General features: G+C 31.3%; 17 protein-coding genes and 1 pseudogene. 2 read left to right on the forward strand and 16 right to left on the reverse strand.

Translation table 11 applies throughout. The features are described from left to right. Positions 1-128: 128 nt before the first annotated feature. From KQI41_RS12045 to KQI41_RS12115, 15 genes and pseudogenes are all read right to left on the reverse strand, one after another. The gene (locus tag KQI41_RS12045; RefSeq protein WP_216585370.1) at positions 129-1,190 is read right to left on the reverse strand and encodes a hypothetical protein; all 1,062 of its coding nucleotides are present in this window, start codon (positions 1,188-1,190) and stop codon (positions 129-131) included. Positions 1,191-2,831: 1,641 nt separating this feature from the next. Next, positions 2,832-3,269: pseudogene (locus tag KQI41_RS19405) on the reverse strand (phage tail protein); the annotation flags it as partial. After that, positions 3,270-3,887, reverse strand: a complete 618-nt coding sequence (locus KQI41_RS12055; RefSeq protein WP_216585372.1) for a putative phage tail protein — start codon at positions 3,885-3,887, stop codon at positions 3,270-3,272. Beyond that, positions 3,880-4,974 (reverse strand): baseplate J/gp47 family protein, encoded by a 1,095-nt coding sequence (locus KQI41_RS12060; RefSeq protein WP_216585373.1) that lies wholly within the window; start codon positions 4,972-4,974, stop codon positions 3,880-3,882. The genes KQI41_RS12055 and KQI41_RS12060 overlap by 8 nt, the downstream gene beginning before the upstream one ends. Further along, complete coding sequence (locus KQI41_RS12065; RefSeq protein WP_216585374.1) at positions 4,975-5,424, reverse strand: contractile injection system sheath initiator; 450 nt, start codon at positions 5,422-5,424, stop codon at positions 4,975-4,977. Beyond that, positions 5,425-5,790, reverse strand: a complete 366-nt coding sequence (locus KQI41_RS12070) for a DUF2577 family protein (protein WP_216585375.1) — start codon at positions 5,788-5,790, stop codon at positions 5,425-5,427. A 25-nt stretch (positions 5,791-5,815) separates the two neighbouring features. Beyond that, positions 5,816-6,814, reverse strand: coding sequence for an XkdQ/YqbQ family protein (locus KQI41_RS12075; protein WP_216585376.1), 999 nt, complete (start codon positions 6,812-6,814; stop codon positions 5,816-5,818). Next, positions 6,815-7,237 carry a phage baseplate protein gene (locus tag KQI41_RS12080; protein WP_154442776.1) on the reverse strand — a complete coding sequence of 141 codons (423 nt, stop codon included), beginning with the start codon at positions 7,235-7,237 and terminating at the stop codon, positions 6,815-6,817. 13 nt (positions 7,238-7,250) lie between these two features. After that, complete coding sequence (locus tag KQI41_RS12085; protein WP_216585377.1) at positions 7,251-9,131, reverse strand: phage tail tape measure protein; 1,881 nt, start codon at positions 9,129-9,131, stop codon at positions 7,251-7,253. A 175-nt stretch (positions 9,132-9,306) separates the two neighbouring features. Continuing rightward, complete coding sequence (locus KQI41_RS12090) at positions 9,307-9,699, reverse strand: hypothetical protein (protein WP_216585378.1); 393 nt, start codon at positions 9,697-9,699, stop codon at positions 9,307-9,309. 61 nt (positions 9,700-9,760) lie between these two features. Next, positions 9,761-10,180, reverse strand: a complete 420-nt coding sequence (locus tag KQI41_RS12095) for a phage tail tube protein (protein WP_154442779.1) — start codon at positions 10,178-10,180, stop codon at positions 9,761-9,763. A gap of 17 nt (positions 10,181-10,197) precedes the next feature. After that, positions 10,198-11,295, reverse strand: a complete 1,098-nt coding sequence (locus KQI41_RS12100) for a phage tail sheath C-terminal domain-containing protein (RefSeq protein ID WP_216585379.1) — start codon at positions 11,293-11,295, stop codon at positions 10,198-10,200. A gap of 4 nt (positions 11,296-11,299) precedes the next feature. After that, positions 11,300-11,764 carry a phage tail terminator family protein gene (locus KQI41_RS12105; protein ID WP_216585380.1) on the reverse strand — a complete coding sequence of 155 codons (465 nt, stop codon included), beginning with the start codon at positions 11,762-11,764 and terminating at the stop codon, positions 11,300-11,302. A gap of 287 nt (positions 11,765-12,051) precedes the next feature. Further along, positions 12,052-12,567 carry a sigma factor-like helix-turn-helix DNA-binding protein gene (locus KQI41_RS12110; RefSeq protein WP_216585381.1) on the reverse strand — a complete coding sequence of 172 codons (516 nt, stop codon included), beginning with the start codon at positions 12,565-12,567 and terminating at the stop codon, positions 12,052-12,054. A 144-nt stretch (positions 12,568-12,711) separates the two neighbouring features. After that, positions 12,712-12,936 (reverse strand): DUF739 family protein, encoded by a 225-nt coding sequence (locus tag KQI41_RS12115; RefSeq protein ID WP_216585382.1) that lies wholly within the window; start codon positions 12,934-12,936, stop codon positions 12,712-12,714. 172 nt (positions 12,937-13,108) lie between these two features. Here KQI41_RS12115 and KQI41_RS12120 point away from each other — a divergent pair, with 172 nt between their 5' ends. Next, complete coding sequence (locus KQI41_RS12120) at positions 13,109-13,603, forward strand: DNA-binding protein (protein WP_154442785.1); 495 nt, start codon at positions 13,109-13,111, stop codon at positions 13,601-13,603. 24 nt (positions 13,604-13,627) lie between these two features. After that, entirely contained in the window at positions 13,628-14,083 is a 456-nt protein-coding gene (locus KQI41_RS12125; RefSeq protein WP_216585383.1) for an ImmA/IrrE family metallo-endopeptidase, read from the forward strand. Between the two features lie 968 nt (positions 14,084-15,051). Here KQI41_RS12125 and KQI41_RS12130 read toward each other — a convergent pair. Beyond that, complete coding sequence (locus KQI41_RS12130; protein ID WP_154442787.1) at positions 15,052-16,113, reverse strand: hypothetical protein; 1,062 nt, start codon at positions 16,111-16,113, stop codon at positions 15,052-15,054. Positions 16,114-16,176 lie beyond the last annotated feature (63 nt).

Raw genomic sequence — 16,176 nt, forward strand, 5'->3', positions numbered from 1 at the left:
ACCTTTTATAGATACATACCCCTTCACACCTTTTAGGTTTCTAGATGTAGATACAATTTCTATACATACGTTATCTTCTTTTGATTTTTCATAATAGTTTAATTTCATTTTATCCTTCCTTATTAAATTTATACTAGAGCACTATAACAGCCTTCAAAATATACCCTAACATCATCACTAGTTCCCCAATCTTGATCACTCATATGATCTTCCGAGTAAAATCTTAGGGTACCTCCAGATGTAAATTCTATCCAGCGTTTGCCATACTGATTATCCATTAGGGTCACTTTACTTCCTTTCTGAATGAAATACGTGGTCCGGCGCTGAACTCCAGAGCTATAATCCTCCAGTATTACAAACACAGAATCAGATTGAATACCAGTTACTATCGTTGTAGTTGTCCCTTTACTGCCACCTCTAAGTGTGGCAGATCCTGTAAATCTTTTTAACTGCATACCTTGCTCGTAATTCCCAGCAACCCCTCCAATATTTACACCCTTCTTAATATTTCCTGCAACCAAATTAGCGAACTGTGCCTTAACACTACCCCCACTATAGTAACCTGCAGGTATATTATACTGTCCTCCTTGGGTAGTTATTGTCTGTGCTGGCGCTCCTCTGTTTGGCATAGTTCCAGCAGCTCCTGCTATTGTAGTTCCTGTTAATACATTTGCCACTGGTACTGGAACTTTTAGCACCTTTCCTGCTCCATTGTGGAATCCATTTACTATTGTTTGGTCTGCTTGACTAGGTGTAATATTTACTGCACCACGATTTGGCATTGTTCCAGATATTATTCCATCTTCTGTACCTATTGTCTTTCCAGTTAGTACATCACTTGCTAAGGCTGTTCCATACTCACCCCCTTCACCCTGTAATTGAAAATTTACGCCATCATGTACTAGTGAATAAATTCCTCCTGCTTTTAAGTTTGGGCTTCTACCACCAGGCTTTATTATATTTATAGCACCAAATTCATTGATATTTAATGTACTTGCCCCATTACTAGCTTGATGGAATTTTACAGTTACTTTTAAACCAGGTATTAAATTTAATAATCCTGCAATAGTTACAGAATAGGCATTTGCTACACCTGTTGTAGTTGGTAATGCTGTTAAAACATTAATCTTATCAATTTCTTCTTTTAACTCTTGTCCTAGTTCCTGTCTAGTTATTAATCCATTACTCATAAAATCACTCCTTATATATTTTATCTTTTATCCTGCATAATAATTTGGTTTCTTTTTTATCATTCCTTTCTATGTTGTAGATATTATTCGAATATAGTGTTCTATTCTTGCAGAATCACTCCCCCCATCTTTTAGTTTAGTGCTTTTAATAGTAGCAGTATTATTTATCACCTCAAATCTAACTCGATATTCATCACCATCCACGTTAAAATCTCTACTAAATGGGAGTTCGGTAGCATTACAATGAAATACATATGTCGTAGATCTTTTTCCCCCACTACTTGGCCAATATGAAGTTTCAAAAGCCATAACAACAGCTAGTAATTTCCCAGGAAAAATTACACTGCTTCCAGCTAAAGGTGTAAACCCATTCATCTCTGTTACAACTATATTACCTAACGGTTCTAATATCCCGACCACGCCTCCAGCATTAACGCCTTTCTTAATATTATCAGCAATCAAATTAGTAAATTGTGCCTTAATACTACCACCACTATAATATCCAGCAGGTATATTATAGTGCCCACCTTGAGTAGTTAATGTCTGTGCTAGTGCTCCTCGATTAGGCATTGTTCCAGCAGCTCCTGCTATTGTAGTTCCTGTTAATACATTTGCTACTGGTACTGGGACCTTTAGCACTTTTCCTGCTCCATTGTGATAACCATTTGCTATAACTTGGTCTGATTGACTAGGTGTAATATTTACTGCACCACGATTGGGCATGACTCCTAATATACCAGTATCATCATCATTGCTGAATATTTTTCCTGCTAGTACATTTTCAGCAACTGCATCACCCTCTGCACTAGCTAACAGAAAAAAACAATTATCACTTTCATTATAAAATATTTCATATACTTTATTTGCTTTGATTGATACATCTTCAAGAGTTATTTTTTTTAAAGGTACTTGCCCTTTATCATCTATATTTATAGATACCGCTCCTGTACTATCTTTAGCCGCTTGGAACATTAGTCTATTTCCTTGTATATATTGAAAATCTCCATCGGTAGTTATTTCTATATCATTTTCTGTACCTTTAGCAACTTGCACTAAATATTCTGATTGAAATTTAGTTGTTTTCTCACTCAAATCAACTAACCCATGAACTCTATTCTGAGGCAGAGAATCAGGTGCTATGACTATGCCTGAGACAGACCCTTCTTGACCTATCGGAACATTCTTCCATACTTCCAGCGTAATTTTTGATACTTGCTGCAATCCTTGATTCAAAATAATTTTATTATCTATAATATTAAAGAAGTCACTATCTCTAGGAATAGCATTTATATATAATTTTACTGTATCTGTAGCCTTATCGAATGTTTCAAGGGGAATTTGTATTTCAGTAGTTCCTATTTCAATATTATCAAATATATATTCATATACATTTAGCTTTGGGATACCTGTTTCAGTTACTAGAGTGATTTGGCTATCAGTATAATCTCTAACATAATCTTTACTTGCCTTGCTTTTTTCTAACTCATTTATTGCACCTGCTAAAGTCTTATTTTCTGTTTGTAAGTCTTCTATTGTAGTAGAGCCTTGTTTTAATTCCGCTATGTCACTTTTATTCTTTAATATATCGATTTCATTCTTGGTAATCCTATTACTTAAAATATCTATATCTTTTTTAGTTGCTAATATAATAGAAGGATCTACTTTTAGATTAACTACAGATGTATTTGCTACTTCCAAAATCATTCTAATATATAAATCCTTAGCACTTCCATTTTCAAGTAATGGTTTGTATGTTTCAGGATATTTACCTATTGCTAATAGATTACCTTCATCATCAAATACTCCTGCTTCACGAATAGTAAAACCACCTACGTCAGCAGGTATAATAGTTTCTAATACTATCCAACTTGGGTTATTTTCATCTACTACAATTTGCCCTATGTTTCCTCTCCAGACCTCTTTTTTCAATGCTGTTTGAGTTTCCGTAGGATTATAGTAACCTCCATTACCATCACCTAACGCAAAATGTGTAAAGTTTATTTTATTACCTAATGCACTAGCATTTGCTATTTTTGCTTTACCTACTTGGGTAGTTATCGTATAAAATTGTTCTACCATTTAAATCACTTCCTTTCTAGGATATATTATTACTTTCTCTAATCCTGTGTTGCTTCCTGTTGCAATGTAAATATTACCTTTTGATAATAGTTCTTTAGGTGAATAAGGATATACTGTTATTTCTTCACCTGCAATTAAAGCACTTGCTATATAGATTTCACTCAATTTCTGTTTATAGTTTAAAGTAATATCATAATCTAAATGAGCAGGTTTTATTTCTTCAATTGCATTAAACATATCACTTATATTTAATGTTATAGTCCCTTCATTAGTAAATTTAATATTAATTCTTCCGTCAAATATTATGTCTGCTGTGCTTCTTGTATAGGCTTCAATTATAGATTTAATCATTGCTAAATCTACTTTCCCCATACCTCTCATTTTGGACTTTATAAGACTTCTTCGCTCTTCTAAAATCTTTTTAGGTCTAATAGGCAGCTTCAATTCTTTCTCATATATAGCAAGCCCCCAAGTGGCAGTATCTATAAAAAACTGTTTCTCCAAATCTTCTATATTCAGCCCTAATCTATCAAACTCCATTTGTTCAGAATTTAATATCTCTTGAAATACTATGGAGGATCTTTCATAAATCGGTAGATATTCTAATAATCTACTCATTTAACATCACCTCACCTAGTATAGCTACTTCTTCATTGTTTATTATGATATTTTCTAATCCTTCATTAACTCTTAAATCCATATAGTCTAATACTCCATCTACATTTAATATTAAAGAACCTATTTGGGCATAAGATACTAAGTTCTTTTTAAATGCTATTTCTTTTAAATAATTAGTTATATTTTCTTCTATATTAGATTTTATCTGTTCTAGAAGATAACTTTCATCTTTAGTTATTGTAGCAGATATATTAATATCTTTACTTGCGGCAGATATTGCAGTACAAAATGCACCTATGGGAGCCTGTCCTGCTCCTGTCCCCCAAGTTGCCCATCTATTATTTATATATTCACCCTTAGGGTCTATATATTCTTGCACTCTACTAATCAGATCCTCACTAGCAGGTTTTTTATTACTATCTATTACTATTACCTTTACTGTGTTATCCCCATTCCAAAGAGGAATAACTCTAGCATCACCTACACCCACCACTTCTTTTGCCCAATTTAGGTAATGATATTTATTTCCTGATGTTGCAGGAATACGTATTCTTTCGTAGTATCTTTGTCTTAAGTCAAAATCACTTTCTGCATCATAACCATTTTTTACTGATTCAAGGTTAGTCACATTTGTTAATCCTGCAATACTAATGGGAAAGTATTTTATTGCTCTTGCAGGAACATTACCTATGGTGCCGGGTACTTCACATTCTACCAACACTGTCATTTGCCCCATATCATCAATTGTTTTATCCTCTGTAGATATAAAGTTTACTGTATCGGATCCTACAAAATCATCTTTAGAAATTCTTGCACCTTCTTGACCTGATATTGTTACCATAGTTTTTGCTTTTGTTGCTAGTTTTCTAGTTATTCCTGTACGTTGATGTATAAATCTTTCCAATTCCTCCCTTGATAGATTTTCTATGTCTAGCTTATTTGCGACTTCCTGTATTCCTCTATTTTTATTTTCAAATTCTATAGCTGTAGCTTTAGAGAAATCGTAAGGGAATAATCCTTCTGATTTATCGTATTTATCTGGAATATGGCTTAATATTCTTTTTAGTATTTCTTCTCTATTTTCCAATTAAAAATTCACCTCCTGGTTGAAGGTTTCTCCATTTTTTAATATTATTGTGAAATATATTCTAAGGGTGGCTACTTCTTGCTCTGTCCTAAGGTCTTTTATTCTGTCAATTTCACTATGTCTCTTTAATACTTCCTCTATCTCTCTCTTTAGTTCAGATTGTAGAAAGAATTGTGGTACTTTTTTTCCTTGAATTAATTTCTTTATAGTTGTACCGTACTCGTTAATATTCTCATCTGCTTTGTATACTTCAAACTTGAATTTTTCAGTTCTTAGTATTTTTTCTATCCAAATTTTTATAGCTTCTTTTCCTTCTACCTCTACAAGTCTGCCATCCTTAATTACAAAATCTCCTTTTTCAAAATCAAATAAAAATGTTTTACCTTCATTCTTTTTTTCTTCAAATTGTAATTCTTCTACAATATTGTCTAAATCCAATTTGGGAAACACTTAATCACCTACCTTTTGGATCTTATCTACTATAAAAAATACCTGCTGGTTTTCGGCAGGTATAATTAACACTTCATCACCTTGTTTTAATTCAAAGTATAGTGTCAATTTGGTTTTTTCTTTCTCACTTATGTTGAATGAAATTAGAGGATTAGAGGGTTTAGAGGTAATGGCAATATCCCCTATATCTCCATCAGCATTTAACTCTAATTTATATTCTCTTTTTGCTAAGCTTTGACAGATATATAGATGCTCTTCTTGGAGAATTACTTGCCCATCTAGTATTGAAACTTTTAAAGGCTTTACTCCTACAATTTTACCTACACAGGGACCTATATTAATCTTATTTTCCCTCTCCTTAAACATTTGAGCCAATCCTACGTCCCACATATTAAATCACCCTCTCTAATGTTAAGTCCATAGTATGGATTCTATTTTGATACGTATGTGTACAATCTTTAATTAAATATTGTCCTTTTAGTTTAAACGTATCATTATCTACTTCTAATATCCTTCCTGCCCTGACATTATCATCCCCTAATAGTTTAATAGATATATCCTCTTTTATCTTATTCAACTCTTTAAGTTTATTTTGAGCAATTACCTTAGCTTTGGCTATATCCTTATCATCTACGGATTCTATTTCCTGTAGTAGCCCAAATTTAGATATACTTTTTTCATCTTTAGCTGTTGCAATTACTCGACTGCTTTTTTCATCATTACTTGAAATTAATATACTGTTCCTCATATCTGCTATAGACTCGCTTTTACTTATACTTCCTATAGTCTTTAAAGGATTTAAAGAAGCTACATTAGAGGCAGGTTTAAACCTTGGCGTTATGATCAAATCAGTATATTTTTCTATATATAATTTGCCTTCTCTCATTTCTAGCCTATAGTTTGTCCCCAATTCATTTGTAGCCTGTTCTAATATATCCCTTATAATTTCTGCTATAGTATTATCTTTATATATTTTAGTAATAGCTGTAGATATAGATACTATATTACCCATAGGAACATTAAATTTACTACATAACTGTTTGATAGCTTCATCTGCATTTACTTTATTAAATTGAATAATAGTCATAGATTGATTTAGATAAAAAGCGTAATCAAAGGCTGTTATAGATTTTGAATATCTGTTAATTCCTAAGTCTACTATAATCCCTCTAAATAATTCTTTGTTATTATTAAGTAAGATTATCTTATCTCCAACTTCAATTAAATCATAGCCTTTCATATACTTATCATCTATATTCCTAACTGCCTCTACATTTAATTCCATACCTAGAGTATCTATACTATCCTTCCATGAGAGATTTCCACAAAAATTAGTTATATCTGAACTCCAACCATTATTTTTTATTAGGGTTATTATATAATTATCCATTTAATTACCTCCAACAAATCTATATTCAGATAAATCTAATGTATATTCCACATCTCCATTTTTTCTAACCTTATAAGAGAAATTATCTATCAATACTGCCATGTTAAACCATTCTGTTCCATCTCTTTTGCTTGTAATGACTCTAAATGGTACTTTCTTTGCTCTCCATTTATTAAAGAAATCTACATACTTAAAAGGTTCTGCTACGCTTCCAGGCTTCAGCCATCTATACTTTTGAGAAGGCAGTATGGATGTAATAGAAAATGTTCTAATCACCTCATCACCTACTAAGTTTATAGTTCCATTGTTTATAGTTTCGAATTGTTCATTATTTTGAGATTTATTAATTTCTATTTCTGGCACCACAGGTAATATCATTACCTCTTCATTGTTATTTGCACTAAATATTATATTGCCTCCCATTTTCTATCACCCCCTAGATATTATCTAATGCTAATTTAACCTTTCTATATACTTCCTCTCCCACTTCATTGGCAAATTGCTTATTACCTATTACATTGCCTGCTATGGTTACATCTACTTTTACATCTTGTCCGATACCTTTACCTCTAAGAAGTCTTTCAGATTTATCAGCAGGTATAATAGTTTCTCCTGATGATAGTTTTCTTATTTCTCCACCTTCTTCATGGATTCTTGCCCACCCAGATGGAGAATAGCTTGTTCCTTTTGAAAATGTTGGATCTTCAGATAGTGAAGTATTAGTAGCTATATCATATTCTTTATTTTTCTTGAATAACTCTATAGTTCCTCTGACTGGATTTTTTAAGAATTCCATTAACCCCTTCCAAGCTTTTTTTATCTTTTCGATTACTCCTATAAACCACTCCATTATAGCTTCCCAGTTTCTCCATACAAGATACCCAGCTGCAACTACTGCACCTATTGCTAAGACTAACCATCCTAGGGTAGGCATCGTTAAAGCCCCATTTAATACCGTACTAATCTCTTTCCAAGCTCCCATAACTGAAACTACTACTCCTATAACTTTTATAACTGCGTACATAGTACTTATAAATACTAGTATAGTGGTTATAAGCTTTTCATGTTCTTTTACAAAGCTTAATACATTTTTTATAAAATCAACTACCTTAGTAACTCCATCGCCTATGGATTGTACCCAGCCTTGAATCTTTTCTTCATTGTTTGTAAACCATGTCTCTATCTTATCTATATATTCACCTATGAGTCCTGATTGAGTATTCATCATAGAAGTAAATATATTATTAGACGTATTTTTAAGTTTATCTAACTTAAAACCTATAGTATTAGTCATAGCTTCAAAAGCTTCATCTGTCATACCTGCACTATCTATTACTTCTCCAAGGATATTATTAAAATCATTAAATCCACTTTCACTAGTTAAAGATATTGCAGCATTTAAGGCATTTACATCACCAAATAACTGATCCATAGCATCAGTGCTGCCACCAGTTTTTACTTTTATTTCTTCTAACCACTTAGCAAATCCTTTACTTTTTATAGCACTAACACTAAAATCTATTCCTAATTTCTTAGCCATATCTTTTGCTTGTTCAGTGGGTTCAATTACATTAGACATTATCCCCTCTAGTCCTGCCATTGCTTTAGATGTAGACTGTCCACTTTTTGTAAGAGAACCAACAGCACCTAATACCTCATCTAAACTTATACCTGCTGATTTTGCTATTGGAGTAACAGATCCTAGGGAACTGGCTAGTTCACCGATTGATGTGCCACCAAGATTTTGAGTTACTAGCATTTTATCACTTATACTTTTCATAGCTTCAGTTCCAGTAAGCCCATATACGTCCATTGTACTAGTCATAAGCTTTAACGCGCTATTGGTATCTGTAAATCCAGATACAGCAAGTTTACTTGATAATACTGCTGCATCCATGCTTTCTGCTGCCTTTACACCAGAAGAAATAGCAGCATACTGAGCATCTGCTAATTCATTGACTGCTACACCGGTTTTAGTAGAATTTTTTAATAACTCACTCTGTATATTGTTTAATTCTAAAGAACTTCCTGCTATAGATTTAACCTTTACACTAGCATTTTCTAGCTCAATCATGCCTTTAAATCCTGTATCCACTGCTAAATCTCCAAAGGCCTTTGCTTTCGCCTTAGCCATTTTAGCTGATTTCTTGATTACATTATCTATAGCCTTTACACTTTTATCTTTCCATTTTTCTATTAGAGTTTGTGATTTCTTAGTTTCTTCTTTGACTTTATCTACATTTTTGGTAATTCTCACCAAAGCCTGTGACATCCCATCTTTTAAAGAGAGCATAACTATTATTTCCTCTTTTACCAATTTCTCACCTACTTTCCTAACATGGCTCTATATTTTTGTCTTTCATCTTCATAATATCTATTTATACTTTCCATATAAAATAGCTTTTCAAAGTATCCTAGATTAAGTAAATATTCTAGCTCATGTCCTCTAACTACCAGGAAGGATACACATTGCAGCCATCCATCCTGGTCTATTAGTTTTTTACTTCGTCATCTTTTATCTTATCTAGACCATAGAAACTATTTATTACTTCGATAATGTCTTTTATCTCATTTAACTGATCCTCTAATACAACACTGGGTAAATCAATTGGTTCAGCAACTCCATAGGCTTCCATAGCTTCTTGAGTATTAGTTTTAAAAATTGGACAACATTCATAGATTATTTCATTCATAGTATCAATGGTATTAATATTATCTTCTGCCAATCTTTCACTTAATTCCATATATCTCTGTAAAGGAATTTTCCTTATTTCTATTTCAGTGTCTAAAACTTCACTTTTATAGTATTTAACCTGCATTTTATCATTTTTAGATTGATTTCTCTTTGTTATTATATCAGCTAAAGTCACTGTTCTATTATTCATATAAATTCTCCTTTTTTATAAAATAGTTAACGCCTTAGATTCAATCTAAGGCGTTTTAAATTTATTGTAATATCTCTACTTCACTAGCCTTGAAAGGCATTTCTACTTCCCCAACAGACTTTTCTTCCCATGATTGTAAAGCAAGTTCATCGAAAGTTATATTTGTTACCTTAATTCTTTGAGTTTTTCCAGTTGCTCTATTAAAAGCCTTGCCAATTATGGTAACATCTGGGACTCTACCTGCTACGTACTCAGCAAACAACAAATCTATTGCCTTGTTATAGTTTTTATCGGATTTCCTATAACTAAAACTTCCTTCATAACCATAGCCTAGTAAAACCCTATCTGTAGTCATTCCATTTGGTACATCTTCCCACTCTATGACCATTTTAACCTCAAAACTCTTTACTTTATCCCATTCAGAGTCATTGACCCAGATATTGCCATTAGAACCATTCCAATATTGATTTCCTTTACTCATTATCTACCACTTCCTTTCTACATATCTATTTTAAATTTAAAATCTTCCATAGCATTTAATATTTTTATATTTCCATCTAAGAATACATTAGTACCTACTGTCATTTCCATAACCTTATCATCATCCCAAGTACTTACTTCTTCCTCTCCATATTTAGAAATATTTGCTAACCTTTGTTGCTCTATATCTATCATAGCTTTATTTGAGAAGTTAGGATCTAGTAGGAGCTCATTTGCAATTTCTTTAAAATAACTATTAATGGCTCCTATTAATAACATTTGGTTGTCTAGATAATTTTTATATTTACCTTTATAAAAATTCTTCCAAGTAGTGTAAATATCTGTATAAATCATATCCATAACTTCAACTATTAATATAAACTTCATGTCATCAGTAATTCCTTGCCCTGTAGTTATAAGTGATGTAATACCTCTCGCAACTCTAACTTCACCTTCATCATTGTAAAGAATGAACTCACCCTTATTTATAGCTTCATCTAAATCTTCTGGTTCTTCTACAGCTTCAAACTTCTGCAGTGGTTTAGCAATGGCACTCATATCTAAGGATAAACCTGCAAGATAACCTAATAACCATGGAGAAGCCTTACCTCCATCTTGTTCTCCTCTGTTATCTTTGAAAATCACCTTTTCATTAGTGAAATTCACTATGTGCATATCATTAGATGAAGCAGCTTTATATACTAACCCTTTATATCTTTTTTTATCATTTTTAACACTGGCTTTTATAAAACTTACTAGGTCATTGGTTTCCTCTGCTGTTGCATCTGCCATACCAATCCAGCAATTCATTTCCACCTTACCTTTTACAACTTTTAATAAGTCTGCTAAAACTCCATCATTATCCATTCTTGCTATTACTAGTTTCTTAGGTGATCCTTCTAAGACATCTTTAATATATGTTATATTTTCTCCTGTATATCTTAGCAACTCTTCTGATGTCAAGTCTTCTATGCTTCTATATTCTTTAAATGTAAATGTCTTATCGGTATCATCTTTAATGATTAATACTGCTATCCCTTTACTTCCTCTTTGAACTGCACTTACTCCTAATCCTTTAAATATGATTTCTATTTTGGGCATTCCTAAATCTGCCATATCCTCACTCCTTTATATTTAATTCTTCCATTAGTTCTTTATCCTCAAAATCAACACCAATACCTGATTTATCACGTGGATAACTTTCAGATATTCTAATGTCAAAATAACAATGTAGAACCTTATCAATTACATTAATTTCTAGCTCATTAATTTCAAATTTTACATATTCATCTACAGTAATTAAATTATTTTCTAAAAATAGTTCTACTAAGTCATCATACATATTCAGTAATTCAATCCCATTTTCATCTGCTGTAGATGAAAAGTAATAAATCCTTGCAGTCAAATAAGTGTCTCTTGCTTCTCTCATAAAGTCACTAATTTTTATGTTATTCAACTCAATAAAAAAAGAAGGTCTTACTACATCCTTCTCAACATCTGTACTAAAGACTATATTTGGAAATTTAGTCTTTATCCTTTTTACAATAGCCTTGTATATATCAGTATATTTTACAATTTTTATCACCTCCTAAAGTGAATAGTTGCCTCATAAAACATCCTACTTTCTTATTTCCTTTTCAACTTAATCACCTCCTCTCTAATATTTGGATAATTTATCTAATGTAGATAATGTTACCTACCATATGGTCAATATAAAAATAACTTATAACAATTAAATCGCTTAGATGTAATAAAAAAATCCCACAGAGGAACCCGTGAGATTTTTATAATCTTTATTTTTTCTGACATATGATCTGTGACAACTTTCCATGATACTATAATAGCATGCCTAAATTCATTTGTCAGTATAGTCTAAGTATACTCTTTCGGATTCCTTGCAGAAATTTTCTTTATGTATATTTCAGAGTATCCTAACTCGTCTGCAATTTCCTTCAAGGGCTTCCCTTGGATTTCTCTCATATATACTACCTTTTTATCTAATCCATCTAGTCGTCCTATTCTCTCTTCCATTTCCTTTTTTAATTCTTCCATTTCATCTATAGTGCTTTGGTGCATAGATATATGTTCCTCAAGCTGGTGTAATCTAAATAAGGCCTCTTCAAATCCTATTTGATTAGATTCTTGTACTCTTGGCTTAGTGTAATCTATTCCTTTTACATCGCCTGGCCCATATAATCTAGCTAACTTTTTTATAGCTCTGATTTCTGCTTCATAAGTTTCTACCCTTAGCTCCCATATCTTTATCTCTTTACACAAATCTTTATATGATTTAATTATATCCATGTATTTCTCCCCTTTAATTTCTTCTTTAATTTGTTTTATAACTATATCTACATTAAGTTTGGCACTATATATAGTTTCAGCCATATCTCTTTGGCTAATGTTCTCTTCTCTTTCTTTCTTTTACATCTTCTAGCTGGTCAGCTATATATTTATCTGTCCTTCTCTCAAAGTTGTGTAATCTAGTCTTTTTAACCTTATTTTTATTCCTTTGGGTTTCTTAAATTCAGTTCAATCATTTTGAACCTTGGAGGTAAAAAAATATACTTGAATCTCTTCCTGTGGGATGCCTAGAAGTTCAGTAGCTAAAGCAATCTCATCTTGGGTAAAATATATTTTCCCATTAAGCTTTAAAGATAGGGTTCTTTCCGATACTCTCATAACTCTAGAAAAAGCTAATTGAGTACTAAATTTCTCAATAATTTTTCTCCTTAATTTATTGTAATTAAATGTCATTGAATAAATCCTCCCTTCTCTAAGTTCAATCTAATTGAATTGACTTAAATATATCATTAGAATTTTTCTTTGTCAACACATAAATTCAATTTATTTTAACTTTTGTATTTCATTATTGAACCTTAGTCTAAAATATGATATATTTAATTTTAGAACGATAGGAGGGAAAATTTTGAAGAAATTAACTACATCTGATAGACTTAAAGAAATTATGAATAAACGTAGACTAAGACAGATTGATATATTAGAAATGACAAAGCCATATTCCGAAAAATACAATATAAAGATGAATAAATCTGATATAAGCCAGTATGTATCCGGACTTGTTGAACCTAGGCAAGAAAAGCTCTCCATATTAGGAATGGCTTTGAATGTTAGTGAAGCTTGGTTAATGGGTTATGATGTACCTATGGATAGAGATTATATTCATACAACGAATATGGGAGTAGTTTCACTAAGAGAAGTGAAATTAATGAACAACCTTCGCAAGTTAAATGAAGTTGGCCAACAAGAAGCCATAAAAAGAGTTGAAGAACTTACTTATATAGATAAATATACAATACAAAAAGATTCTCATCTATTACCCAATGCTGCACACGAAATTGATGGAGCTTCCCAAAAAGATAAAGCCCATGATGATGCTATAATGGATGACGAAGATTTTTAGGAAGTTGACAGGGGGACTGATTAAATGACTTATGAAGAATTATTAGAAGAAGCAGAAATACATGAATTAATTGTAAAAGAAAAACCGCTTAGAGCCTACAAGGGAAGAATTAAAGGAAATAGAATTGCTATAAAAAAAGATCTTAGCAATACAGACAAGAAATGTACATTGGCTGAAGAAATAGGACACTACCATACTACAGCAGGAAATATATTAGATCAATCGGATGTTAGCAATCGGAAACAAGAAAGATATGCTAGAGCTTGGGGGTATAGAAAATTAGTAGGAGTCACAAAATTAATCGATGCTTATAAGCACGGTGTTAGAAATAGATTTGAGTTAGCTGAATACTTAGGTGTTACTGAGGAGTATATAGAAGAAGTTTTAATTTATTATAAACAAAAATATGGATTACAATATCAAATAGATAATTATTTGGTTTGTTTTGAACCATTATCAGTATTAGAAATATGGGAATAAAAATCTACTACGGTGCTATCAACACTATGGTGGACAAACCAAGGTTAATGATATAACTACAAACTCTGAACAACTTAGTTATATCATTAATCTCCTTATAATATAATTTTGTATTAGCAGAAGCAAATTTAGATGAATCCTTAAGAAGATGTTCAACACCTATTAAAACTGATTTAAAAGATAGTAATTTAGATAGATTCTTAAGGTATACAAAACTTGATTTTGAGACTGAAGTGTTGGATAATCCAATAACTTATAAGGATATGGCTTTTAAGTCGTTTTCCAACTATAAAGTAGTGATTAGATATAAAACTAACAAATCAGACTAAAGAATCTTATATGTATAATCTTAAATATATTGGTAATAAAATTTTATCTGACTAGTGCATTTACAACGACAAATATTTATGTTCATGCTATAACTATAATAAATTGTGATACATCTAATGTTTTTCCAATAATATGAAAGCCATCAAATAAATCTTAAAATAAAAAAAGCCAACTAAGTGGCTAATTTACAATAATGGGAATATATGAGAATCGAACTTACCCAATAGAACTCTATTCTCTAGCAAATGATGCAAACCATTGAAATAGGAATCTTTTTGGGTTCTTATTTTTTTGATTCGGCATGGTAATTAAACTTCTTGTATGGTAAGCCAAAAGTCAATTAACACAATAATTCCCAAAACTCTATACTCCAATTCTGCCCTGTTATAATTATATTAACGATACATCTATAATTTTTTCAATACACTAGTTACATAGTTTCTTTCATACTCTGTAAATTTCACGACCTTCAAAGAATATTATAAATCATTATATATAAATAATAAACCTTCTAATATAATTTATCATCTCTTATATGAAATTTACCTATAGATTTATTCCCGTCATTTCTTTTATAAGTATCCGTTAAATATAGCCACCTATAAAAGAATCTATAAAAAGTTTTATATGCTCTTATTTTATCTTTTAAATAATCCTGTTGTGTAATAATGATAATTAGTTTTTCTAGTATTGGTTATTGGAGTAAAGGTCACTAGGGAAAATTCTTTATTATATCTATATAGGTGTCCATTTCCTAATATAATAATATCATCTCCATCCAGATGCAGATGCTCTATATTATGATTAAATTCAATTAACTCACTACTTGCATCATCAATATTAAATATACTGATTATACCGCCTGTAACTCCTACTGGATCAAAATGAGTTATTAATAGATTATCTCCATACCCTAGTATCTGAAACGGAAAATTTTCCTTTAAACTATATGTCTTGATTTCTCCACTTTCCCCATTATACTCCAATAGTTTATTTGTAGGCTGGTTCTCTATACTATCTATTGAATAGGAGGCTGTAAAATACAATTTATTGTCCTTTATTACTGTATCATATTGTCCAAACCCTATATGAGAAATATCTATTTCTTTTTGGATATCCAGAGTATTAGTATCTATTATATAAAGGGATGATTTCATTTTTCCTAGATCTTCACTTTCACCAAAGGCAAATAACTCATTTTCATAGACTTCAATATAGCTAATATAGGTATCAGGTATTTGAATTTTAGACAATTCCTTTGTTTTTCTATTACATTTTACAATATTAGAAGTAAAATCCATGGTATTTACACCAAAGATAAAATCATTATTTACAGCTATACTATTCATATTCTGTAATTCAGTATCCCACTTCTCTATTTCAAATCCATCTAAATCGTATTCCATAATAAAAGTAAGCTCTTTTTGATTATATATTCCCTTTGGAACAATAAACATGCTCTTATCAAAAACTATAGGCAATGCAAATCCATCTCCCATAGAGCCATATTTAATTTTTTCCTCCCCTACCTTTTCCAAGTTATCATTATAAAAAGATAGATAGGACATATTTTCTTGGCCTGTTGTTTCAATGACTCCATATCTATAATCAATATTTTTCATATTAAAACTATTATTGCTACATCCTAATAATATTAATAAAAAAGCCATTGTCATAAGAATCAAGATTCTTCTCAACATTTGTTTCCCTCCTAAGCTATAATAGTGGATATACTAAATGTATATCCACTATTGGTTAAAATT

Origin of the sequence: Tissierella pigra (genome assembly GCF_018917845.1) — a bacterium.
Classification (GTDB): Bacteria; Bacillota; Clostridia; order Tissierellales; family Tissierellaceae; genus Tissierella; species Tissierella pigra.

What these genes read in the sequence shown, in the direction of transcription:
- KQI41_RS12045 (WP_216585370.1), bottom strand. Translation starts at nt 1,190, where the DNA reads ATGAGTAATGGATTAATAACTAGACAGGAACTAGGACAAGAGTTAAAA.
- KQI41_RS12055 (WP_216585372.1), bottom strand. Translation starts at nt 3,887, where the DNA reads ATGAGTAGATTATTAGAATATCTACCGATTTATGAAAGATCCTCCATA.
- KQI41_RS12070 (WP_216585375.1), bottom strand. Translation starts at nt 5,790, where the DNA reads ATGTTTAAGGAGAGGGAAAATAAGATTAATATAGGTCCCTGTGTAGGT.
- KQI41_RS12075 (WP_216585376.1), bottom strand. Translation starts at nt 6,814, where the DNA reads ATGGATAATTATATAATAACCCTAATAAAAAATAATGGTTGGAGTTCA.
- KQI41_RS12080 (WP_154442776.1), bottom strand. Translation starts at nt 7,237, where the DNA reads ATGGGAGGCAATATAATATTTAGTGCAAATAACAATGAAGAGGTAATG.
- KQI41_RS12090 (WP_216585378.1), bottom strand. Translation starts at nt 9,699, where the DNA reads ATGAATAATAGAACAGTGACTTTAGCTGATATAATAACAAAGAGAAAT.
- KQI41_RS12095 (WP_154442779.1), bottom strand. Translation starts at nt 10,180, where the DNA reads ATGAGTAAAGGAAATCAATATTGGAATGGTTCTAATGGCAATATCTGG.
- KQI41_RS12100 (WP_216585379.1), bottom strand. Translation starts at nt 11,295, where the DNA reads ATGGCAGATTTAGGAATGCCCAAAATAGAAATCATATTTAAAGGATTA.
- KQI41_RS12110 (WP_216585381.1), bottom strand. Translation starts at nt 12,567, where the DNA reads ATGGCTGAAACTATATATAGTGCCAAACTTAATGTAGATATAGTTATA.
- KQI41_RS12115 (WP_216585382.1), bottom strand. Translation starts at nt 12,936, where the DNA reads ATGACATTTAATTACAATAAATTAAGGAGAAAAATTATTGAGAAATTT.
- KQI41_RS12125 (WP_216585383.1), top strand. Translation starts at nt 13,628, where the DNA reads ATGACTTATGAAGAATTATTAGAAGAAGCAGAAATACATGAATTAATT.
- KQI41_RS12130 (WP_154442787.1), bottom strand. Translation starts at nt 16,113, where the DNA reads ATGTTGAGAAGAATCTTGATTCTTATGACAATGGCTTTTTTATTAATA.